Source organism: Pannonibacter anstelovis (assembly GCF_036881715.1).
Lineage (GTDB): Bacteria > Pseudomonadota > Alphaproteobacteria > Rhizobiales > Stappiaceae > Pannonibacter > Pannonibacter anstelovis.
This window is the reverse complement of the sequence record NZ_JBAKBF010000004.1, coordinates 366,111-388,605: the sequence shown is the minus strand read 5'-3', so window position 1 is coordinate 388,605 and position 22,495 is coordinate 366,111. Positions and strand designations below refer to the sequence as shown.

16 protein-coding genes and 1 pseudogene are annotated in these 22,495 nt (G+C 60.2%); 7 read left to right on the top strand and 10 right to left on the bottom strand.

The annotated features are described in order from the left end of the window. Positions 1 to 320: 320 nt before the first annotated feature. Positions 321 to 1,334 carry a cyclase family protein gene (locus V6L75_RS09365; RefSeq protein ID WP_334251239.1) on the bottom strand — a complete coding sequence of 338 codons (1,014 nt, stop codon included), beginning with the start codon at positions 1,332 to 1,334 and terminating at the stop codon, positions 321 to 323. Next, on the bottom strand, positions 1,319 to 2,239 hold the full coding sequence (locus V6L75_RS09360) for a 3-hydroxyacyl-CoA dehydrogenase family protein (RefSeq protein WP_334251238.1): 921 nt from the start codon (positions 2,237 to 2,239) through the stop codon (positions 1,319 to 1,321). Before V6L75_RS09360 ends, V6L75_RS09365 begins: the two co-directional genes overlap by 16 nt. Before the next feature lie 107 nt (positions 2,240 to 2,346). Between V6L75_RS09360 and V6L75_RS09355 the strand changes: the two genes are divergently transcribed. From V6L75_RS09355 to V6L75_RS09325, 7 genes and pseudogenes are all read left to right on the top strand, one after another. After that, on the top strand, positions 2,347 to 3,678 hold the full coding sequence (locus tag V6L75_RS09355; RefSeq protein WP_334251237.1) for a short-chain fatty acid transporter: 1,332 nt from the start codon (positions 2,347 to 2,349) through the stop codon (positions 3,676 to 3,678). A 5-nt stretch (positions 3,679 to 3,683) separates the two neighbouring features. Beyond that, positions 3,684 to 3,989: a YciI family protein gene (locus V6L75_RS09350; RefSeq protein ID WP_334251236.1), complete on the top strand. Its 306-nt coding sequence runs from the start codon at positions 3,684 to 3,686 to the stop codon at positions 3,987 to 3,989. Beyond that, positions 3,990 to 4,280 (top strand): muconolactone Delta-isomerase, encoded by a 291-nt coding sequence (gene catC, locus V6L75_RS09345; RefSeq protein WP_334251235.1) that lies wholly within the window; start codon positions 3,990 to 3,992, stop codon positions 4,278 to 4,280. Continuing rightward, positions 4,277 to 4,993, top strand: a complete 717-nt coding sequence (locus V6L75_RS09340) for an SDR family NAD(P)-dependent oxidoreductase (protein WP_334251234.1) — start codon at positions 4,277 to 4,279, stop codon at positions 4,991 to 4,993. Before catC ends, V6L75_RS09340 begins: the two co-directional genes overlap by 4 nt. A 95-nt stretch (positions 4,994 to 5,088) precedes the next feature. Continuing rightward, a pseudogene (locus V6L75_RS09335) lies at positions 5,089 to 6,318 on the top strand (HsdM family class I SAM-dependent methyltransferase). Further along, positions 6,315 to 8,018: a restriction endonuclease subunit S gene (locus V6L75_RS09330; RefSeq protein WP_334251233.1), complete on the top strand. Its 1,704-nt coding sequence runs from the start codon at positions 6,315 to 6,317 to the stop codon at positions 8,016 to 8,018. The pseudogene V6L75_RS09335 and the gene V6L75_RS09330 overlap by 4 nt, the downstream one beginning before the upstream one ends. Next, entirely contained in the window at positions 8,015 to 8,872 is an 858-nt protein-coding gene (locus V6L75_RS09325; protein ID WP_334251232.1) for a GIY-YIG nuclease family protein, read from the top strand. The genes V6L75_RS09330 and V6L75_RS09325 overlap by 4 nt, the downstream gene beginning before the upstream one ends. Positions 8,873 to 9,065: 193 nt before the next feature. Here V6L75_RS09325 and V6L75_RS09320 read toward each other — a convergent pair whose 3' ends face one another. The 8 genes from V6L75_RS09320 to V6L75_RS09285 form a co-directional block, all read right to left on the bottom strand. Next, on the bottom strand, positions 9,066 to 10,028 hold the full coding sequence (locus tag V6L75_RS09320) for a hypothetical protein (RefSeq protein WP_334251231.1): 963 nt from the start codon (positions 10,026 to 10,028) through the stop codon (positions 9,066 to 9,068). A gap of 1 nt (position 10,029) precedes the next feature. Then, positions 10,030 to 10,791, bottom strand: coding sequence for a hypothetical protein (locus V6L75_RS09315; RefSeq protein WP_334251230.1), 762 nt, complete (start codon positions 10,789 to 10,791; stop codon positions 10,030 to 10,032). 45 nt (positions 10,792 to 10,836) lie between these two features. Beyond that, positions 10,837 to 11,112, bottom strand: a complete 276-nt coding sequence (locus tag V6L75_RS09310; protein ID WP_334251229.1) for a hypothetical protein — start codon at positions 11,110 to 11,112, stop codon at positions 10,837 to 10,839. 294 nt (positions 11,113 to 11,406) lie between these two features. After that, the gene (locus V6L75_RS09305; RefSeq protein WP_334251228.1) at positions 11,407 to 13,860 is read right to left on the bottom strand and encodes a hypothetical protein; all 2,454 of its coding nucleotides are present in this window, start codon (positions 13,858 to 13,860) and stop codon (positions 11,407 to 11,409) included. Continuing rightward, on the bottom strand, positions 13,860 to 15,446 hold the full coding sequence (locus V6L75_RS09300) for a hypothetical protein (protein ID WP_334251227.1): 1,587 nt from the start codon (positions 15,444 to 15,446) through the stop codon (positions 13,860 to 13,862). Before V6L75_RS09300 ends, V6L75_RS09305 begins: the two co-directional genes overlap by 1 nt. Positions 15,447 to 15,450: 4 nt before the next feature. After that, positions 15,451 to 17,589 carry an AAA family ATPase gene (locus V6L75_RS09295; protein ID WP_334251226.1) on the bottom strand — a complete coding sequence of 713 codons (2,139 nt, stop codon included), beginning with the start codon at positions 17,587 to 17,589 and terminating at the stop codon, positions 15,451 to 15,453. 33 nt (positions 17,590 to 17,622) lie between these two features. Then, on the bottom strand, positions 17,623 to 19,002 hold the full coding sequence (locus V6L75_RS09290) for a coiled-coil domain-containing protein (protein WP_334251225.1): 1,380 nt from the start codon (positions 19,000 to 19,002) through the stop codon (positions 17,623 to 17,625). Beyond that, a complete protein-coding gene (locus V6L75_RS09285) occupies positions 18,968 to 22,129 on the bottom strand; it encodes an AAA domain-containing protein (RefSeq protein WP_334251224.1) in 3,162 nt (1,053 codons plus the stop codon). Before V6L75_RS09285 ends, V6L75_RS09290 begins: the two co-directional genes overlap by 35 nt. Between the last annotated feature and the right edge of the window lie 366 nt (positions 22,130 to 22,495).

Genomic DNA, 22,495 nt, shown 5'->3' with positions numbered 1-22,495 from the left:
ACCACACAACCCTCCCGCTCCAAACGGCCCCTCACACGTAAAAGACGACCAAAAATGACAGCACGACGGAAAACGGCCGGGCGCATCATACGGGCCGAACCCCAGACGTTCGCTTCAACACGTAATGAGCATTAGGCCCCTAACGTTGAGCTTAACGTGAATGACTTGGCGCCGGTTCCCACAAGCAAGAGCGATCCAGTTCTGACGGAGACGGAGCTTGAGCTCCTGCCAAGGCTGTCCCGGCTCATCACGCCAGGAAATACAAAAAAATGGCGAACGTCCTTGACCAACTCACGTTCGGGCGGGTGCGCGCACCTCATTCAGATCGTGGCGACGGGTGTCACCGGAGAGCCGATGGCGCCGGGGAGGAAGAGGGGGGGCGCGGTGAGGAAGGCGGCGTTGCGCCTGCGGGCAGCCAGAGCCGTGGCAAGGGCCCTCAGGTCCCACAATTCGGCGAGCGGCAGGCCGAGCTTGAACAGGCAATGGTGGTGCAGCGGCAGGCGTAGGCAGCAGGCATGCGGGTCCGTATGCGGGTTTTCGACGGCGTAATTGTCGGCGGCGATGGCTGCGATCCGGCTTTGCGTGATCCACTCGTGCAGGGACTTGTCCGTTCCATCCAGCACCGCGCCCGTGGCGTTGAGCCGGTCAGGGTCCGGCGCCTCCTGCATGTCCTGCAGCGCTTCGGCATAGCCGGTGCGCAGCAGCAGGATATCCCCCTTGCGGATCTCCACGTCCTGCGCCTTGATGACGTCTTTCAGCATGTCCAGGGTGACGATCGTGCGGCCCATGCCGAAGTGGCGGACGAAATCAATGAGAACGCCGCGGCCCTGAATGGCTGTCTGCGCCATTGCCGCTACGGAAAGACGCCTTGCGTAGGAGGCGTGCCCTTCCTCGCCGCCCTCGCCCAGCACATCCACATCCGCCCGGTGGCCGTTGTAGTAGCAACGCTCCGCCACGCCGTCTCCGTCCGCATCAAACAGGGCGCCGACATGGGCAAGCGAATCCCACTGGGTGGAATATTGCGTCGAGAGCAGCACCTGATCATCGCTGAGAACGTCCCTCAGCAGCGGGTCCGTCTCGCTCAGCGGATAGTTGATGTAAGGCGTGCTGCCGAGGCAGGTGGGGGCAAGACGGGGCGGCTTGCGCCGGGGATTGAGAACGAGCTTTCCGGGCAGATCGAGGGGAAGCGACAGGCAGAAGGCCAGGCCTTCGCGGATCTCTTGCGCTGCTGCCAGCCGTTCCTGCGTGCCGATGTAGTTCAAGGTTCCCAGCTGGTCGTCTTCGCCGAAGTCTCCCCAGTTCGAGCCCTCCGGCCTGTTCACCCACTTAGGCATGTGCTGTCTTCCTCCGGTTCGCCGGCTGCTGCGGCAAGGCGGATGACCTGTGGCAGCAAGCGCTCGATTTCATCCATACGCTGTGTAAGGGTTGCATCCCAGGCATAAAAGCCTTGTCCCGTCTTGCGGCCCAGTTCTCCGGCCTCAACCTTGGCCGCGAGGCTGTCCGGAGGGCTCTGGCGCGTATCAAGCTCCGGGTAGAGGTAGGCGGCAATGTTGAGGTGGGTATCAAGGCCATTGAGGTCCCGCTGCAGCATCGGGCCGATCAGCGCCAGCCGGACGCCGATTGAATAGCGGGTCACCAGATCAATGGTTGCGGCATCCGCCACACCGCTGCCGATCAGGTGAAAGCACTCCCGCAGCATGGCGTGCTGCAGCCGGTTGGCGATGAAGCCGGGCACTTCGGTGTTGAGGCGCGCCACCTTTTTCCCCGAAGCCTCCAGAAGCCGCACCATCCTGTCCGTCACGTCCTCCCGGGTCTGCGCGCCGGGCACGACCTCGACAGCGGGAATGAGATCGGCTGGATTGAAGAAATGCGCAATGAGAAAGCGGCAAGGGCAGGTCATGCCCCGGATGAGGTCATCCGTCCGCAAACCCGAGGTGTTGGAGGCGATGATGGTTTCGCTGGCGAAGAAATCCTCAAGATCGCGCAGAACCTGGTGCTTCAGCTCCAGCCTCTCGGGAACGGCCTCAAACACGGCCTCCACGTCTTTCCAGTCATCGCCGAGCGCTTCCAGCCGGATGGCAAACTGCACCGTGGCGCCCAGGGAATTGAGAAAATCCCGCGCTTTTTCAAGTGCTTCGTCTGAGCGGTCCACCAGCGCCACGCGATAGCCAGCTTTGAGGAAATGCCTGCAGATCCGGGTTCCCATGACCCCGGCGCCAATGACGGCGGCCTTCTTCATGCGGTGTCCTCCAACAGATATAGGTTGACAATATAAGTTATGATGAGTGATTAGCAATAGATATTAGAAGCTGGCATCGGGGCGGGAGGCCCCGCAGGGAGGAAACCGTGAACGCCATCGCGAATGTTTTTACGCGGATTGTGAACCGCTACATGCCCGACCCCATGGTCGTGGCCATTCTGCTGACTGCCCTGAGCGTGGTCTTTGCCATTGCGATGGAGGGGAGCAGCTTTGTTGATGCCGCCCGCTATTGGGGTGGCGGGTTCTGGAACCTGCTCGCCTTCACCATGCAAATGACGGTCATTCTGCTGGCCGGATACATCCTTGCCCGGACACCGGCGGTGGACAAGCTGATGGACTGGGTGGTGATGGGCATCAGCACGCCCCGCGCGGCCATCATTGCCGCGACGCTGTTTGGCGGCGTCGGCAGCTGGCTCAACTGGGGCTTCGGTCTGGTTCTCGGCACGCTGGTTGCGCAGAAGCTGGGCCGCAAGGTCAAGGGGCTGCACTATCCGCTGGTCATTGCGGCCGGCTATTCCGGCTTTGCGGTCTATGGCGTGGGGCTGTCCGGCTCGGTGCCGCTGCTGATCAACACGCCGGGCCACTTTCTGGAAAAGACCATTGGCCTTGTGCCGCTGAGCGAGACCATCTTCTCGCCCTATCTGATCGTGATGAACCTCGTCATTCTGGTCACGCTGCCGCTTTTCAACGTGATGCTGCATCCGAAGAAGCCGGAAGACGTGATCGAGGCCAAGCCGGCGCCGGAGCTGGAGCCGAAGGATGCTGCTGCGCAGGTGCGGGAAAACACCCTGGCCGAGCGGCTGAACAACTCCCGGATCATCGGTGTGGGCACCGGCCTGTTCGGTCTCTTCTATGCCGGCCTGTATCTTTATGAAGGCGGCGGCGTCACCCTCAACTTCGTCAACCTGCTGTTCCTGTTCCTCGGCATCACGCTGTTCGTCACGCCGAGCCGGTTCCTTGGGGCTGTCAACGAAGGCGTTACGGTCGTCAGCGGCATCATCATCCAGTATCCGTTCTATGCCGGCATCCTTGCGATCCTTGGCGGTTCCGGCCTGATCGTGACCCTGTCCAACTGGTTCGTCTCCTTCTCCAGCGCCGAAACCCTGCCGCTCTGGTCCTTCCTGTCGGCGGGCCTGATCAACATCTTCGTGCCGTCGGGCGGCGGTCAGTGGGTGATCCAGGGACCGGTGATGATGGATGCGGCAGCGCAGCTCAAGGCCTCCATCCCGGCAACGGCCCTTGCGGTGCAGATCGGCGACCAGTGGACCAACATGGTGCAGCCGTTCTGGCTTCTCCCGGCTCTGGCCATCTCGGGCCTGAAGCTGAAGGACCTCATGGGCTACATGGTTCTGGTGCTTTTCTACCTCGGCATCGTGTTCCTCGCGACCGTGACCATCTGGGGCTACATGGGAGTCTGACCGGCATGCCGTGGATGATTGAAACTTTCGACAAGGAAGGCTGCGCAGACCTGCGCAGCCAGCTCCGCCCCGTTCATCTCGACTATCTCGAGGCCAACAAGGCCCTGCTGCTGGCTTGCGGTGCCAAGCTGGACGACGCGGGCACGGCTGCCAGCGGCGGCTTGTATCTGCTCGGCGTGGACAGCCGGGAAGAGGCGCAGGCCTTCATTGAGGCAGATCCCTTCCACCAGGGCGGCCTGTTCCAGCGGGTCGAGGTGCTGCGCTGGCGCAAGGCCTATCTCGATGGCCGCAACACGTTAAACGAGGACTGAATGCTCTATCACGTTGCCATGACCGTGAACCTTCCTGCAGACATGGATCCTGCCGTTGCCGCGCAGATCAAGGCTGAGGAAAAGGCTTATTCCCAGGCGCTGCAGAAAGAGGGCGTCTGGCGGCATATCTGGCGCGTCAGCGGGCTTTACGAGAACGTCAGCATCTTTGACTGCCGGGACCATGAGCACCTGCACGAGGTGCTGATGGGGCTGCCGCTCTATCCCTACATGGACATCAGCGTGACGCCGCTGAACCGCCATCCCTCGTCCATTCATCCGGGCGACCAGTGAGCGGCTTTTCGCGGCGGGCTGCCGTCATCACTGGCGGCAGCAACGGCATCGGTGCTGCCATCACGCAGCGGCTGAGGGCGGACGGCTTCCGGACCATCGTTCTGGATCTGATGGAGCCTGCCTGTCCGGCAGACCGGTTTCACAAGGTGGATCTTGCCGAAGCGGATGCCCTGGCGGGCCTGTGTGCCATGCTGGCGGCGGAAGAAGAGGTGACCTGTCTGGTCAACAACGCCGGGATTGTTGTCCCGGCTGCGCTGGAAGAGCTGGAGCTGGCGGATTTTGACCGCCTGATGCACATCAATCTGCGGCCTTCCATCGTCTGTGCGAGGGCGTTCCTGCCGGTGATGAAGGCGCTTGGGGGCGGCCGCATCGTCATGAACACGAGCCGCGTGACCAAGGGCAAGGAGCTGCGGACGCTCTATTCCGCCACGAAGGGGGCCGCCCAATCCATGGCGCGGACCTGGGCGCTGGAGCTGGGCCAGCACGGCATTACGGTCAATTGCGTTGCACCGGGGCCGATTGCCACGGATGCCTTCTGGCGCAACAACCCGCCGGGGGCGGAAAGGACGCAGGAGATCATCAACCGGGTCCCCGTCCGGCGCCTTGGCACCGGTGAGGACGTGGCCAACGCCGTATCCTTCTTCTGCGCGCCGGAGGCAGGCTTCGTGACCGGCCAGACGCTTTTCGTCTGCGGCGGCGTGACTGCGGGGTAGATCACCGGGCACAGGCGCGGCCACCCGTCTCGCATGAAGGCAGAAAACAAAAAGCAAGGAGAGCGGTTCCGCCGGGCCGCTCCCCTTGCTGCATTATGTCTTGGCTCAGGCGCCTATGTGGGCGCGGAGCAGCTCTGCGAAACGCTCCGGCTGTTCGACGCAGGGCAGGTGGCCGGCGCCGCGTGGTGCGCGATCTCTTCGAGGATGCCTATAACTACATGAAATCCGGCCAGCTGATCCGCCAGGTGGTCAACAAGATCAGCGATGTCGATTTCAACAGCCTGACGGAGCGCCAGCATTTCGGCGAAATCTACGAACAGATTTTGAACGACCTGCAATCGGCCGGCAATGCGGGCGAATATTACACTCCTCGCGCACTGACCACCTTCATGGTAGAGCGTATTGACCCGAAACCCGGCGAGACGCTGTTTGATCCTGCCTGCGGCACCGGCGGTTTTTTGACCTGCGCCATCCGTCACATGGAAAAACACCATGTGCGCACGCCGGACCATAGGCAGAAGATGCAGGCCGCCTTGCGCGCCGTGGAAAAGAAGCCGCTGCCGCATATGCTCTGCGTCACCAACATGCTGCTGCACGGCATCGAGGATCCGAGCTTCGTACGCCACGACAACACGCTCGCCCGCTCCTACACATCCTGGGGCAAGGATGAGCGCGTCGATATCGTGCTGACAAACCCGCCCTTTGGCGGACGCGAGGAAGACGGTATCGAAAACAACTTTCCGACCTTCCGCACCAAGGAAACCGCAGACCTGTTTCTGGCGCTGATCGTGCGCCTGTTGAAGGATGGCGGCCGCGCCGCCGTGGTCCTGCCGGATGGCTCGCTGTTCGGCGAAGGCATCAAGACACGGCTGAAGGAGCATCTGCTGGAGGAGTGCAATCTCCACACCATCGTGCGCCTGCCCAATTCCGTCTTCAAGCCCTATGCCTCGATTGGCACCAATCTGCTGTTCTTCGAGAAAGGCACGCCAACCTAAGACATCTGGTATTGGGAACACCGGGTGCCGGAGGGGCAGAAGGCCTATTCCATGACCAAGCCGATCCGGCAGGAGCACTTGCAGGATTGCGTGGACTGGTGGGGCGGCAAGGAGCGCAAGGGCCGTGAGGAGGGCCCGCAGGCTTGGCGCGTGACCCTGGAAGAGGTGAAGGCGCGGGGCTACAATCTCGATTTCAAGAACCCGCATACGGTGGCTGATGACCATGGCGACCCGGAGACCCTGCTGGAAGAGCTGATGGCTGCCGAGACCAGCGCGGCCCGCCTGCGCGATCAGCTGAAGAGCATTCTGGCCGAGGCACTAGACAGATGAACGCCTCACTTTTAAGCGCCCTATCTGCAGCGATTAGCGACAATCCTGTCCATGTTCTGCAATTGCGCAAGATAGTCGTGGCATTGGCTATATCTGGACGGCTTAACGAAGTAGATGCCTCCATCGGCCGTGAAGAAATCCTCGCATTGCTTGGCGATGTGAAGCGCAGGCTCATCTCCCAGCGGGTTCTAGCTAAACAGAAGCCGATCGTCGCAATCACTCGTGATCAACTGCCCGAGGATTTCATCGACCCATCGAAGTTTGTTTCGCTCGGGCATATCGCTAGGGTCGAAAAAGGCAAGACGGGCATACAGCAGGCTAAGCCTGGACCATATCCCCTTGTCGTCACTGCTGCTGAGCGGATCACTGCTGATCACTACGACTTTGACGGTGCGGCAGCCATCATCCCATTGGTTTCATCGACTGGGCACGGCAACGCCAGCATTAATCGCCTTCACTATCAAGAAGGCCAGTTTGCGCTCGGGACTATCCTTGCTGCCGTATTGCCTCATGACCCCGCCCTCTTTTCTGCCCGCTTCCTGTTTGAATATCTGTCTGCATTCAAGGAAGAGCTTCTTGTCTCCAGAATGTCAGGTACGGCCAACGTCACCCTCACTTTCGGTCGCATAGAAGACGTTCCGGTTCCCTTGGTACCTCCTGTAATTCAACAGCAGCTCGATGAACTGATGGCGCTGTGCGATGAGCTGGAAGCGGCGCGAACGGAGCGGGAGACGAAGCGGGACCGGCTGGCGGCGGCAAGCCTTGCCCGTCTCAACAATCCCGACCCGGAAACCTTCCGCGACGACGCCCGCTTCGCGCTCGATGCCCTGCTGGCAGTCACCGCCCGCCCGGACCAGATCAAGCAGCTGCGCCAGACCATCCTCAACCTCGCCGTCCGAGGCAAGCTCGTGCCGCAGGACCCGGCGGATGAGCCGGCTGAGGAGTTGTTGAAGCGGATAGCTATCGTTAAACGAGGCTTAGTGCGCGCAAAAAAGCTCAAAGAATCTAAGAAAATAACGAACTTCATCTCTATTCGTGATGCGCTAGAACTGCCTGATACTTGGCGTTGGGCATCATGTGATGAGCTTTTCTTTGTTACGAAGCTGGCTGGTTTTGAATACACAAAACACTTTGAATTGAAAGATCAAGGTGATGTACCTGTAATTAGGGCGCAGAACGTCAGGCCTTGGTCTATTGAAGAGCGAAACTTAAAATACCTGCCGCTCAAAACCTCTCTGATTTTGGAGAGGAGCGCAGTTACCAAGCCATCCTTGTTGATCACTTTTATTGGTGCGGGAATAGGCGACGTAGCTCTACTCGAAACAGATCGACGGTGGCATCTGGCACCCAATGTCGCCAAGGCGGAATTGTTTGAAGGATGCGAAAGCCTTCTAAACTTAAAGTACGCAGTTCTGTTCTTAAACTCCCCCATAGGTCGCACGGAAATATTCAAACACGTTAAGACTACTGCGCAGCCAAGCTTGTCGATGGGCACCATAAGAGATATGGACATCGTAATCCCACCCCTCGCCGAACAATACCGTATCGTCGCCAAGGTCGACGAACTCATGGCGCTCTGCGACCAGTTGGAAACCAGCCTGACCAGCGCCGATGAGGCGCGCAAAAAACTGCTCGACGCGCTGCTGGCCGAGGCGCTGGCACCGGTGGACGCCGAGGCCCTGCAGGAGGCTGCGGAGTGAGTGACCTGCCGTCAAAGCCCCGTTCCATCCGCCTGCGCTCATTCTATGGCTTCAGCCCGGAAGAAGACGGCTATCTCGGCTGGAGCGAAGAGGCTTCCCGTGACCGGATGCTAGGGCTGGTCAGGGATGGTGATCTGTTCATGATCTATGGTGCGGCCTCGGCAGAGACCAGCAAGACCGAACGCCTGCGTGTTCTGGGCTTTCTGCAGATCGAAGCGCGGCCCATCCGCGATATGGACAAGGCCTCACCCATCGGTTTGAAGCGCAAGCGCGACAATGGCTGGATGGAGAAATGGTGCCACGCGATTCCGGTGGTGCGCGCCTGGAGAGTCGATGAGCCGATGCTGCTCGAAACCATCGCGCCTGAAACCTATCGCGCCGAGGCAGGCCAGTCCATTGCCGTCTGGAGCCCGGAGCTGACGCCATCCGAAATCGATCTGGCGCTCAAAGTGAAGGTAACGGAGGTCAATGTCTTCGGGGAGCCGCCTATTGCGGAGACCGCAGTCAAGAAGAGACCGCTGGCCGAAGTGTTCCAACCCTCCCGCGCCTTTCCCGGAAGCTTTGGCGAGAGGGCTGCAGTCTATGAAGATGGCCCGGCCTATCTCTACCTTGCCCGTTTCGAAGGTGACGGCTTTGCCATGATGTGTCTGCCGAAGCCAGCATTCGACAAGACCGTCCTGATCAAGATCGGCGTGTCCAATGACGTCAAGCGGCGCGAGAAGGAGCTTAACTGCGGTTTCCCCCCGCTGCGGCAAGCCGCTGGAAAATCGAGATCACCTCACAGCTTTACGGCAGCAAAGCCGCTGCCGAAACCGCCGAGCAAGCCTTCAAAGACCGGGGTCAAAGGGAGCTGACCAGCCTTGGCAGGGAATTCTTCCGTGGTGACTGGATAAAGGCGCAGAGCATTTTTGCCACCGTTCCCGGCGCATCCCGGTTCGGTGGGAAGGGTAAGATAGGAGAGTGAAACCCGAAGTCTTGCCATGACGGCCGGGGGGCCGATGCGGAAATGATTTCCGCATCGCTCTTTGAAATGTGGGCCGGCGTCCGTCAGGTGGCGGCGCTTGTGTGGCCCGCTGCCGGTTTCGACCGGCGCTCAAGCAGGGCAGCGACGGCTCTTCCGGCGAAGAGCGGAACGGGCGCCTGAAGAGCCGAAGCCAGCTTCTGCAATCCGTCGAGGTTGATCTCTGGAAGCTTGCTCGTGTCTTGGAGTTCTTCAATCCATATCGAGGAAACTCCGGCTGCCTGCGCCAACTCCCCGATCGTGGTGTAGTTGGCGGAGATCGCCTTTTGCAGGGCGGTTTCAAAAGTCAGGCTGTCAGCGGCGAAGAGGCTGGAAGCCAGTTCGCCGGGATTGCCCTGCACGCCAGGTTGGCGCCGTGTGGGCACGAAATTCCTGCGGCCGGAGAGCCATGCAATGGCGTCGGCATGGGGCACCTGGTTCTTCTCACCCTTCTGACTGGAGATCGTCTTGATACCCTCTGCACTGAGGGAAGTTCTTACGGCTGCTTCGCCCATGTTGGCGAGGAGCGCCAGTTGCGGAACCGTAAGGTTGCCGCCATTGTCCAGAGTGCACCGGGCAAAAAAAGTTTCCAGGACCTGCCGCAGCTTTTGCGGGTTCAGCCCGTTGAGCGGCGTGGGCTCGCCGTTGAAGTCTGTCTGCGGAAAGCCTGTGAGAACGGCAGCCACCTCGTGCATGCGCTCATCGACTGTGAACGTATCATCGAAGATGTCGCCGCACTGGTACGCATGGTCATAGGCGTCCATCACGACGGTATAAAGAAAATGCTCCTCGATCGGGATAGACGCAAGTTGCGGATGCCCATCGCCCTCGTAGTCATAGCCATCCAGTTCGACGCCAAGATAATGTGAGGCTACGTTCAAGGCTTCCTTGCGATGGCCCCAGACGGCGATGTGAGACGCCATTCCGAGTGCTGCCAGCCGGACTTCATGAATGATCTCGTCCCGGCTGAAGGGCGAACGGTCCTCACGCGTCTGCTTTTGCTTGGCCATGTCAGCGTCCTTTCAAGGTGGAAATCTGATTGCGCAGGGTCTTATAGGCTGCAAGCAGCGGTGCCGGTCTCGTTTGCCGTGATGCCAGGCCGGCATCCTTCTTGCCGAGGAAAACGGCGATCCGCTCGCCATTGGCCCCGCTCGGATGCGGAAGTCCAGCGAGAATGCGTGACTTCTCAAGCAATCCCCTGGAGGCAAGATGCTGGAGGGCCATCTCTGCCTTTGGACCAAGCGGCAGCCATAGTGCCTGAGGCAGCAGCGTGGCTTCCTCCGCGAGATGCTTGTCGATCATCTGACGCAGTATGGGCGTCTTCAGCATGTCCGGCGTACCGTTGTAGTTCTTGCCGTTGACGAAAACGGGGTAGCGCAGGGCCGACGTGAAATGCACCTGTTCTGCGCCTGGTGCGAAGAGGTCCGCCGTCGTCTTCAGATCAAAGAGGCCATTGACGCCGATCGAATCCAGCATGGCCACGAGATTGCTCCGCAGCGTGCCGCTAAAGCTGGCGGTCAGCTTGGCCCGGCGCAATGCCTCTTCAAGATCAACGCCATTGGCAAAATGCTGCCGCGCGGCGGCAAGTGCCACAGTGGCCTGTGACAGTCCGGGAGTGATGCCGGCGATCACTAGCTTTGCGTTGGTCGCGACGTGATCAAAGGGGGCATAGGCGACACGAATGCGGCCGTCCTGAGCGAGCGTCAGATCGCTGCTTGCAAGTGGGTCGATAGAACCGGAACGAGAGATTTTGGCCATGAATTCAGTGGCCATGGAAAGGTCTTGAGCCAAGGTGGGTTACTCCTGTTGGTGTGAAAATCAGCGGTGGGTGGAGCGGCAGCGGCCGCGAGCGACGGTGACGATTTTCTCCTCGTCGCCAATGATCAGATAAACGCCGAGATACTTGCTGAGCGTTTTGCCCACGCTGGCGGGATAGCTTTCCTGCGCCAGTTCGACCGCCTGGCGGTCGAGGGTATAGGCTGTCAGCGACCCCCGCACGGGGTGGCCGGAGCCAAAAGCATAGGTGGCGGAAATGACGTAGCTGGGTATGGATCGTTGGCGCTGGCGCGCTTCCGCGTGACGAGTGAGAAACATGTCGGCCTCCAAAAGTGATATCGAGTATGTAGCAAAATCACTTTTCGGGCGCAAGATAAAAAATTACATCGAGTACATATTCGTATCATTTTAAAAACCGGTTCAGCGCGCAGAGTGCAAGGTCGATACACATCAGCGATGCAGGGAGCCTCAGGCGTTGTGCGGAATGCGATGTGAAGGAGCTTGCGGTAAAATCTGACCGCTGCACACACAACACAGGCCAGCGGTCTTGCGAGAGTGTCTGTTCAAGTACCGCTGATGGCACCGCGTTTGCCGGCAGAATGTCGAGCTGCTTTAGGCAGCATCATCATCACCGTCCGCGTCCAGACCGTCAATGCTGATGAGAATATGGCTGTCTCCGCCGGAGCCGGACAGCATTTCCATCAGGTTGCCGATGATGCCGAGTTTTGTATCTATCTGCTTGATCCTGGCGGCGTTGCGCTCCATCAAAAGCTTCAAGCCCGCCAGCTGCTCACATATTGCGTCTGCATCCTTCGAGTGCTGCCGAAGCAGCGCATATGGATATTGCTCACGGCACCGCAGGAGGCCGCCGGTGATCCGAAGCGCGTAGTTTAGAACTTTATCGAATTTTTGGATTTTCCGCTGTTCGATGAGAAGCGTGGTAACAAATTTCGCCGTTTTTGCCATGCGCTCTTCCGTCAGAACGGCGGGTGTTGCAACCGGACGGCTGAGGAGCGCCGCGAGAGCTGCCGCCACATTGCCCTTCGACGGCTGCTGACGAAGGAGAAGGTCGATGGCCCGCTCCAGACGGCTTTTTTCCTTTATGATCCGGCCCATGCCGTGAAGTATGACGGTCGAAGCCGATCTGGTCTCAAGGAACACATGCGGCCTTGAATCGAGATAAGCATGCGCTGCTTTCAGGATCTCGTCCTGCAGATCAAGCGGACAGCGTCCAAAAGCCCAGGTGGCGGCCAGAAGGAGGGTGTTGTCCGGCAAGGGGCGGCGGCTGGAGACTGCTGACAGGCAGGCTGACGAAACGACAGCCAGCGCACGGTCCAGGGCCTTGACCAACGCTGCATCAGTCTCTTCGGGCGGCTCGCCATCGAAGTCGAGAAGATGGGCTCGTGTAGATCCGGCTTCAGGCCTGCCAGGATTGATCAGGGCCGCTGTCTTGAGAAAATCACGCAGTCTTGCCGCGTCCCGTAGCTCGAATTCCGGGATAAACGGCCCGAAGGCAGCAATACGATCACTGCCGGTCCACCGGTCGATATGGGCAAAACCGGTTACCCTCTCCGGTACAACAGGCTTCGGCTTGAGCTCTTCTGCAATCTCTTCGAAGGATCGGGGATCATGCTCCAGTGTTGACCAGTCGAGGAAGACAGGACGGGAACGCAGAACGTCCCAGTCGTTCGATGTGACGAAAACCGCCGCCCGCCCCTGTGCCGGCATTTGCCGCAAGGCAACCTCTACCGGCTGGTTGCGAGAGGGGGGAGAGACATCTGTGGTGGTCCACTTCCGGAATTCCGTTCCCTTTCGAAGGTAGAAGGTGACATTGCGGGCACCCGCCGGCCAGCCAAGACCTGTAACCGGTGCGGAAACATATTCCCGGTTTGCCGCAACCAGGGCATTGGCCGGCACGAGGTCGGTCAGCACGACATCTTGACCTTCGAGGACGGCGAGCGAAACCTGTTCCAGACGATCGAGATAATGCGGGATGCCTTGCTCGATGCGGCGCCCGGCAAGCAGGGCACCTGTTGCAGCAGCCTCCCGCGGCATCAGGAGAACCGGTCTGCCACCTGCTGCCGCCGCCACCGCCCTGCGAATGGGTTCCCGCAGTCCGGCTCCAACGGGAGTGGTCAGCAGAACGGCAGAGGCATCGGCAAGGTCCAGCGGTGGAAGGCGCAACTGGACAGTGTGAAGATCAGTCTGTGGCGGCGCCAATGACGTCCATGAACCGTTGTCGAGACGAATGATCTCCTCTTCAACCGGCGGGACATCCTCCAGCAGAAGTTCCCATGCCATGCGGCTCGGGCCCTGCCTGTCGAACTCTGCCATGGGGTTGGCCGCATGTACGGCGGCTTCTGCCTGTGTGAAAAGGGATTGCAGGCCGAAGGCATCGGGTCCGGTTCGAACAACCTTGCCCGTCTCTGCCCGTTCGGGCGCGAAAAGACCGGGGTGACCCTCCAGGGCACGTAATGTCAAAACCTGAAGCACATAGCCATTGTCTGAATGGTCAATGCAGGCAACCCGCATGCCGTCGCGGGGCGCGGGGATGAGGTTCTCCTCAAGTGCGGCCAGCAATGTGGCGACTGGATGCCAGAGGAGGCGAATGGATACGCCGCGTCTGCGCAGGGCATTCAGCAGGAACTCCTGCCGTGTCTCGTCCAGTTCTGCGCGATCGGGAACTATGGCTACGACCTCGTCAGCCTGCGCCGTCAGCGCCAGGGTGGTCGCCTGCCATTGGGCGGCGCGTTCCTTGCCGTCATTTGAAGAGAGCAGGTCCTCCAGCAGGGAGCGGACGGAGATGCGGCGCTTCGGCGCTCCGGTCTTTCCCCAGCCATTGCCACGGCCGATGGGCGAATGCATGGCCTGCGGACCGCCAATGAAATGCGGGGTAACGTCCTTTGCATCGGGATCGTGCATGGCAACAACAACAGTGCCGGTGCCGCCATCGATGATGTTGAGCGCTGAACTTCCGGCTGCGGTCTCGTCGTCCGCGTCAGGCTTTGCATCATGCACGGCAAAGTCGTGCCAGCCATTGATATCCAGTCCGGTAATCCGCCGCATCAGCCGTCTTCCCTGTCCGAGAGGAGATGAAGCAGCGCAACACCCAGATTCTTCAAACCGTCACGCAGGCCGCCGCCCGCCGGACCGAGCGAGAGTGCAGCGCTTTGATGCGAGGTCAACAGCGTGCTGTGATCGCCATCCGTTGGTGTAATCACCAGCATTCCGCCAATGGAGGATATGCTCTTTTGCTGGGTGCGCGGTGCGTCCTTCAGGAGAGCTTCCAGTTCAAGCAGGCGGTGTTCCGGTGTGCTGCCCTGGCTGTTCCAGAGCGGCCAGATGAGGATCGACCTCAGAAAGCTTCGCGCATCACCCACCTTGCCCACGCGAATGCACAGTGGCGTACACCAGGGTTCGAACCCGTGCTGTTTGTGGTCGTAAACTACCTCCACGATCAGCTGTTGCCTTGCAAGATGGATGACCCCGAGTGGATTGATGCTGTCAACCCAGCACCCTCTCACCTGCTCTGACCGGAAGACCACAGGCGAGGTTGCTACAACGCGGGCGCCTTCAATGTTCTGCAGCGCAACGATGACCGAGAGAGCGCAGAACTCGTTCCATGAACGGGTTTGCCAGCGCCACAGCTCGTCCATGATGCGTTTGCGCTTCAGCAGTTTGTTCCATGCGTCCCAGATCGCGAAATAATCAGGATTGTTCAGAAGCACGAAATTGGGTGTGACATCTGCCGGAGCCTCAACAACGCCTTTCGCTGCAAGGTCGATTGCCAGCTGCCGGCAGCGCTTTCCGTAGGCCCGCACCTGAACTTCGCGGCTGCGGCGCGGGCGCTTGTCCGATGGCGCTGGCACATAATCGGACGCAACGCGCCGGGCCAGCCTGGCATAGGCCAGAAGCACCCGGTTCTCGAGCGTGTTGAAGTTTTCCTCCCGGGCGACGGCCATGATCTTCTGCCGGTCGCCCGCTTGCTGGGCAATCGTGTCACCCGGCTGGCGGATGAGCCATGTCATGGACCGGCGGTCCAGTTCCTGCACGCGCGACAAAGGCATTTGCTTGTGGACGCGGCGTAGAATCCGGCGGGGTGTCTTGTCCAGCCGTTCTATGACATTGGGGAGAGCCCGGGCCTGCTTGACGATCTCGTCCATCCTGGGACGTTCATCCGTTTCTGATTTGAGCCAGATCTCCGACAGGTGCCTCCACATCGCCGCAGGGTCGGCAATGACGTCTTCGACATCGCGCAGCCGGGTCCAGACACGCTTGATCCGCGACATCAGAACATCGCCATCGCCCGGCTGAATGCTGGCATCGGGGCTGGCTTCGGATGCCGGTGCATCCGGAATCGCCTTCAGCACCACATGGACAGGGCCCGAGGGCCCTTCAATCACAAGCCCCTTGGCCTGCCGCACCGGAATGGGCGGCAGCCAGGCTTGCCGCTTGCCATCAACATTGGCTACAAACTCGCATGTCCCGGTCCTGCCATCGATACGCGGTCCGCCTGGAACATCCGTGACGATAACCGGTGCGCAGTCTTCCAGAACCTCGACCACAGAAGTCGCGCCGGCAATGTCGAGATAGGATGATCTTGACCGGTCAGACAAGGCCCAGGGACGGAACCAGAGGTCGAGAAACGTCATTGGCTCAATTGCCCGTGGTTCTTGTCATGCCGCGCCAGTTGAACATGCCGCTACCCTCGTTTTGACGTTCGACGATTTCCCCCAAACGCTGTGCAAGGTCGCTGTCGTTCAACTCTTCCCGAAGCAGACGTTGCAGGTCATCGAATATCTCGATGTGATCAGCGATACTCAAACCGCGAAGCTTGGGCATGATCCGCAGCTCGATCTGATCCGCCAGAGGTTTTCTGATATCGGCCGGATGCCCGTTTTCCTGCGGGTAGTTGGCAGCATAGGCGCTCATCGCGGCATGGAGCCGATGCCCGAAAGGGCGCCCGCAATCGTTCATGATCTCTGCCAATCGCCGGATTGTCTTGAGGACCTTGCTTGCATCGCCGGGGGCAAGGTGTGCAGGTTGCCTGATCCAGCTGCGCCAGGTTCCGAAGGAAAGACGCCGGTCTGGCGGTGGCCCGCTTTCGGCTGTCTTGACTTCCGGGAAGTCCTCCGGAGCCGCGAACTGCATGATGTTGCCACGGTCGAGCACCTTGTCGGAAAGCGACTGAGTGCTCTCATCGTCGTTCATCGTGCCGACAAACAGCATGTTGTGGGAGGGGTAAAGACGAACCGGACCTTCCTCACGGCCACGGATGTCGATCGGAATCATGGCATCGCGGCGTGCCTCTTCCGGCAGCTCTTTCCGATACATCGGCCGCGCCTCGAGACGGCTCAGGAACTCCGAGAAATAGTATTCGACGCGAGCGAGGTTCATTTCGTCGAGCAGGACGATCATCATGTCGTCGTGGTGCGATTGCCCGGCAGGAGCATTGGCCGTCAGCCCGAATTGCATTTTGCGCTGTGGAACCGTCTCGTACGATTGCCCGCTAGCGCCACCAGAGGCCAGGCCCGATGTGTTGTATGGATCCAGATGGACCAGCGCCCGGGCCAGATCGGTGGCCCGGAAGCGCTTTTCGATGTAGTTGTAGAAGCCCAGAAGATCCTGCGGGCTGTCCCAGCGGGGTTCGACAGCAAAGGGCAGGAAGCGGATGCCCATCGCTTCGGCGTAGCGCCGCGGCAGCAGGCTTTTGCCTGTTCCGGAGACGCCGGCGAGAACGGTCAACTGGGCATAATCGTTGATCTTGAGCGAGGTATGGAAGGCTTTGACCACCCGGTCCGGGTAAGTCAGGTTCAGCGCGGCAAGATGCTGGCGGACATCATGAAGGGCTTGCTCCTCTCCTGCCGGGCGGTAGGCCGAACGGGTCGTCTTCAGGACGCTGGGTGGTGAGCGCAAGTCTTCAAGAACACGCTCGTCAAAGACGGCGTCCTTTGCGGTTCCATCGCCAGTCTCGGAGCGCAACCGCTCGATGTCTTCCTCGATAGCGGTCTTGCGGCTTTCCAGAGAGCGGACCTTGTCATCAAGGTGCCTGAACTGCTGCAACCTGGCTTCAAGAGGCGCTGTCTGCTGGAGGATGCGGGTGTGGTTTGCCTCCGCTTCGCGCAAGCCGCTGTCCAGTTTTGTCAGCCGGTCTTTCAGTTGCTCGACATCGTTCTGGAGCGCTGCCTTCAACGCTGTCAGTTCCGTTACCTCCCCACGCGCGCCAAGCAGGACGCCACGTTCGGCGCGCAGCTGATCGACTTCGCGCAAGATGGTGTCCTGCTCGGCCTTCAGTTCCGCGATCTTGGCCTCCAGACCGGCAGGGATGTCCTCCATCTTCGCCTTGCGGTCATTGATTTCCTTCTCAAGCCCTGCCAATTCGGCTTGCTTTTTCGACAGGGTGCCGGACAGGTTCTCCAGCTCGGTCCGAACCTGTTCAAGGGCTTCCTGGCGTCCGGCAAGCTCCGTAGCTGCTTCTGCAGCAAGCCGCTTCACTTCATCGATCTGCACCCTTGCATCGGCCAGTCCGTCCATTTCCAGCAGGAGCGACTCCCGCCGTTGCTCCAGTGCGCCGATTTCGGCGGCAATGGTTTCGCGGGCGCCTATCTTGCGATTGATTTCCTCAAGAGCGATTTCCTTCTCAACCAGTTCGCTCTTGCGCCTGCTGATGCGGTCCTCAAGGTCCATCAGGGTCGAAACAAAAGGCATGTTCCGGCGCTGTCTTTCGAAAAGCGATATGGATACGACGCCCACGACTGTGGCGAGAATGGCCGCGAGAAAGATCAGAAGCAGCACGTAGGGACTGGAGGCAAGTATCTCTAGCATCAGTTATTGTCCTTGCGTATTGCTTGCTGCGGGCGTGGTTCCGATTGGCGCCGTGTTCGGCGGAGGTACGGCGGCGAGGCTCTGCCGCAGGGCAGCCAGGGCGGCTTCGAGTTCCGATCGCGTTTTCGTTTGTTGCGCAATGGTCTCGTCGAGAGCGGTCACCTCCATGCCCTTCTCTGCAAGTGTTGCCTTGCGGGCGGTGAGTGCAGTGACTTCGCTCTGGAGGCTGTCGCGCTGAACGGTAAGGCTGCCGATGCTGGTCATCAGCTCCTTCTGCCGCGCCGTTGCAGCTTCCACCTCGCCCGAAACCCTTGCCAGGCCGCTCTGCAGGGCAGTGAGACGGTCGCTCTCGCTTCTCGCGGTCAGCAACTGCTGCCGTGCAGCTGATAGCTGGCTCTCCACATCCGCCAACTGCTTCCTGCCAGCTTCAATGGATGCGTTCAGCGCGGCCAGTTGCGGCCCCAGCTTTTGCAGGCCGTCAGTCAGCGCCTGTTGCTGGGCCATCGTATTTGCGAGATCGTTGGCTGCCGCGACCTGCCGTTCACGCGCTGCTGCGGCGTCATCCTCATCACGCTGGCGCTTGGCAGAGGCTTCATCAGCCGCTTCGCGTGCGGCATCCCTCGCACTCTCGGCGATCTGGCGGTCACTTTGCGCCTTGGCAACATCGTTCAAAGCCTGCCGCAGTTCGGTGGCGGCTTTCGTCAGATCGGACTGCGCCTTTGCAAGCTGGGCATCTGTGTCTTTCTTGGCGGCAAGTGCCCGGTCTTGCTGGTTCTTGATTTCGGCCAATGCAGGCCCGCTCTTCGCCTTGGCGGTTGCAAGCTCCTGCTCGGCCGCCGCCTTGTCTTGCCGCGCCTTTGCCGCATCGGAAAGAAGCCGGTCACGATCCGCCGTAACGCCGGAGATCTGCGTCCTGAGGTCTTTCAGCTCCGCTTCAGCCTTTTCTCGTGCGGCGGTCGCCGTCTGCAGCTCGCTCCTGGCGTTCGCGGCCTCCTGCGTCACGTTTCGCAGCTCTTCGCGCGCATTTTCAAGCGTCTGCAATTCGGCTTCCTTGCTGGCGAGCTGACGGTTCAGATCGACAAGCATGGCGTTGCTTCTTCCCAGGTCTTCCTGCGTCTTGGCGAAATCGTCCTGAAGGTTCCGGTGAGCTGCGATGCGTGCGTCAAGATCGGCGCGCTCGGCACGGGTCTGGTTTTCAGCAGCCGAGACACTCATTTCGCGTTCGCTGAACACCTTGTGGCGCTCCATGAACACGACGATTGCCGCGAGGTTGAACAGGATTGTGACCATCGCGAAAACAAGCGAGATCGCCCACAACGAGGAGCGTTCCGGCTTGCGTCCGGAAGGATCAACGGCGTCCGAGGTCGGAGTCGATGAGTTCAAGGCACTTCTCCATATTGCGGTCTATTTCGGACACCCAGAAGCGGCGGACCTTCCAGCCGCGGGCTTTCATTTCCCTGTCGCGCAGCACATCCGACACCTTGCGGTTGCCATCGGCATCGGTGTGCCAGGCGCGGCCATCCACTTCGACATCGAGTTTCACGCCATTGTGAAACAAGGCGATATCGAGAAACCGGTTGCCGGCCGGATACTGGATTTCGGGCTTCAGACCCCGGCGCACCAGCGCGTTGTAAAGACGCTCTTCCCAGACGCTGTCGAAGCCCTCGCGGCGGCGCTGGCCCGGACTTGTTGCATGATGCGCCAGCCGCCATAGAGGCTTGATCGGTGACTTGCGGGCAGCAGACAGATCGCCGATGACGACACAAACGGCCTTGGCGCGGCTGACCGCCACGTTGAACCTGCGTGCTTCCTTTGCCAGAAAGTTGGTTACCCCGAAGGGCGCGCCTTCCGTGTAGACTGTCGAGAAGAAGATGACGTCAGCCTCGCCACCTTGAAACTTGTCGATGGTGGCGATCTTCAGCCGGACGCGCTTCTGAAGCTCTTCAGGGAGCAGACGGTCGACCGCCCGCCGTATTCCGGCAACCTGACCGACAAAAGGCGACAGTGCGCCGATGGAGCCCTCGAATGTGTGGTCAGACGCCAGAAGCGCAATGCGCCGCGCCGCCTCTTCCGCTTCAGCTTCATTCAGGTTCTGATCGTCGACGCGGGTGGTTTGGCCCTTTACATCCACCCATTCGATGCCCGCCTTGTAGCCTGGAGCCTTCGCCAGCTCGTCGTCATCGCGCCGGCCAGTGAGACGGCCTTGATAAAATTCATCATTCAGATAGCCGATGATGCCCGGTGCCGAGCGGAACTGGTCCGCCAGAAAATGATGGGCTTTGGCAGGCCGCATGTCCGCAAAGCCGAAAAGAGAGTTCTTGCTCTGCGCAATGCGCGCACGTCCTGCTCGCGGTAGCTTGGCCGCATCCATCAACGCATTCTCCTGCTGGAGAGAAAGCTGCGGCACGAAGGAAAGCTGCTCGGGATCGCCCACAACAGCCGCCCGTTTGGCCCGGAAGAACAGTGGCAGTGCCGAGGCAATGTCGCATTGGCTTGCTTCATCGATGATCAGAAGGTCGAAAAGGCCGGCAACCAGCGGGATGCGCGAGGGCACTGACAGGGTGCTGACAGCCCAGACCGGACGGTGCCGCAACAGGAGGCGAGCCTCCTCTGCTGCGAGACTGCGTGCTTTGGTGATGCCGGAGAATTCGAGCTCCTTGATGCCTTCGAGCAGCGTTTTTCGCTCGCCTGCATCAAGGCCAGTAATCTGGGCAAACAGCGGGCGCAGTTCCCCAGTGAGCTTTTCAAGATAATCGGCATCTACTGCGGGAAGGGAATCCCCATCCGGCATAGGCGGCAAGCGCTCCAGATCGGCGTAAAGTTGCGTAAGACGGCGTTTTAGCTCCTCCGGTGTGGCCTTGCCTGGATCGAACGCTGGGGTCCCGCCGGGTTTGTTTTTCCGAAATAGCGAGACAATCCAGTCCGCCAAGCTCCAAAGAAAACGCTTGTCACTTTTCTTGTCATCATGTGTGCCGGAGGAGCCCTCCAGACGCACCAGCCGATCCAGAAGGCGGGCTATTTCCAGCTCGCTTTGCGTCCTCTTTTGGCGAATGGCTTTGGCTTCAGTCAGGGCGCGAGCCTGCTTGAAGCCAGGCATCTCGGTGGCAAGCCCGGAGACGGGCTCAGATGCAGCCAGCAATTTCAGCTCGGCAAGAAAATTGGTGTCGCGCTCTCCCTCGGCATCCCGGCCACGGATGACAACAGGACTATCCCCGCAGATATCCGCCAGGCGGCGCTCCACCTCGTCCAGCGCCTGATGGTTCTTGGACGCGAAAAGCACCGTTTGCCTTGCTGCCACCGCAGATGCGATCACCGAAACAATAACGTCGCTTTTGCCGGTTCCGGGCGGTCCTTGCACCACAGTCAGCGGCTTGGTCAGGATATCGCAGGCTGCGGCGAACTGCCGGTCGGTGAGATCGCGGAGCTGAAGGAGCTTTGCATCATCTTCATCGGGCCCGCTCAGGCCTTCATCTGCGAAAAGCGCCTCCATCGCGGTTCCACGTGTCTCATCAACTGGCATGTCAGCCATCGCAGCAAGGTCATTGGCCGTGCCCTGCGTGTAGGTTCTATCTGCGGGAAGGAACAGGGCGGCAGCGTTGCGGATGCCCTCCTTGTCAGCCGTGATGATATCGTCGAGTTTCCCGGCTGCCAGATTGCCAGCGCCAAGGGTTGCTGCGACATTCCGCAGACGCCGTGTCACAGATCCGAGGTCGCGCTCCTCACCTTCCGGGAAGAGCCGGTCTGTCAGATCTTCTGCCTTCCATCGTTTGCGTGCGGTCACCTTCTTTAGCCACTCGGGATTGATCACCGGGTCGGCTGCTCTAACAATGATCTTGAGGTGATCATGCGTCACCTCCCATTCCGCTGGCAGCAGAAGTGCCGGCAGAACTTCCATGCCGCCCGTGGAGTCCAGTAGCGTCAGGGGATAGCCGATCGCGCCGGTCCGCTCCGGCCTTTTGACGAGCGCCTCTCGAAACGTTTCCGGCAAATTCTCCAATGGCACGCGGACAAGGGCGTTGCTCCACCAGTCTCCCGCAGCCGACACCATCTGCCACGATGTGCCATGGTTTGATGCCAGCTGCAGAATCCTGCCGCGCGGATCGGAGCGCTGCGTTGCAGCGTAATAGGCAAGCAGCTCCCGCCAGATGCCGGACAGCGGCATCTGGCGGGAGGCGGACGCTTCGGGCAGCGGGCTGACGGTTTCAGGCTCCATCCGCGAATACTGGCCACGGACGGCGCGCAGGACTGGCGCATCATCGCTTGCGCGTCCCGGCAGACCCGGGCTGCCGTTGCCGCCCTTCGGATCAGGCCCACCGTTGAAACGGGACAGGACCCAGCGATCTCCAGAGATAATGTGAATTTCGCCGTTTCCGGACAGTTCGTTGAGCGCCTGGAGAATGTCCGCAGCCGATGCCCTCAGTCCCGTAGACTTTAGCCGCCAAAGCAGTTGCTCTTGAGATGCACCCGCAGGATACATCTCAAGCAGGCGGCGGACGCTGGAGGCATACATTTCGACGAACCGGTTTCTTTTATCCGAAAATCCCGCCCCGGCCGCGCGGCGAGCGCTGAGCACGATGGAAACAAGGATGAATCAAAGCAATAGATTGCCTACTTGAAATCTATTGAGCCAGCCCGTGAAGAGCAAGTTGAGATGCGCTTTATTCAGAGTTGAGATTTATATACCGCCATGATGGGAAGCTCGTGGCATGCAAGCCAGTAGCTAACCGCTGCCTGGCTCATCACGCCAGCCCGCTCTGATCGCTTCACGGCCAAACAGCACCATCAAGCGTACCCCAACCAGACGAGACACCAAGTGCTGGATCTCTAACCGGAACAGGGCCCCGGCTTCTCCATCGTCATCCTCAGCCTTGTGCAG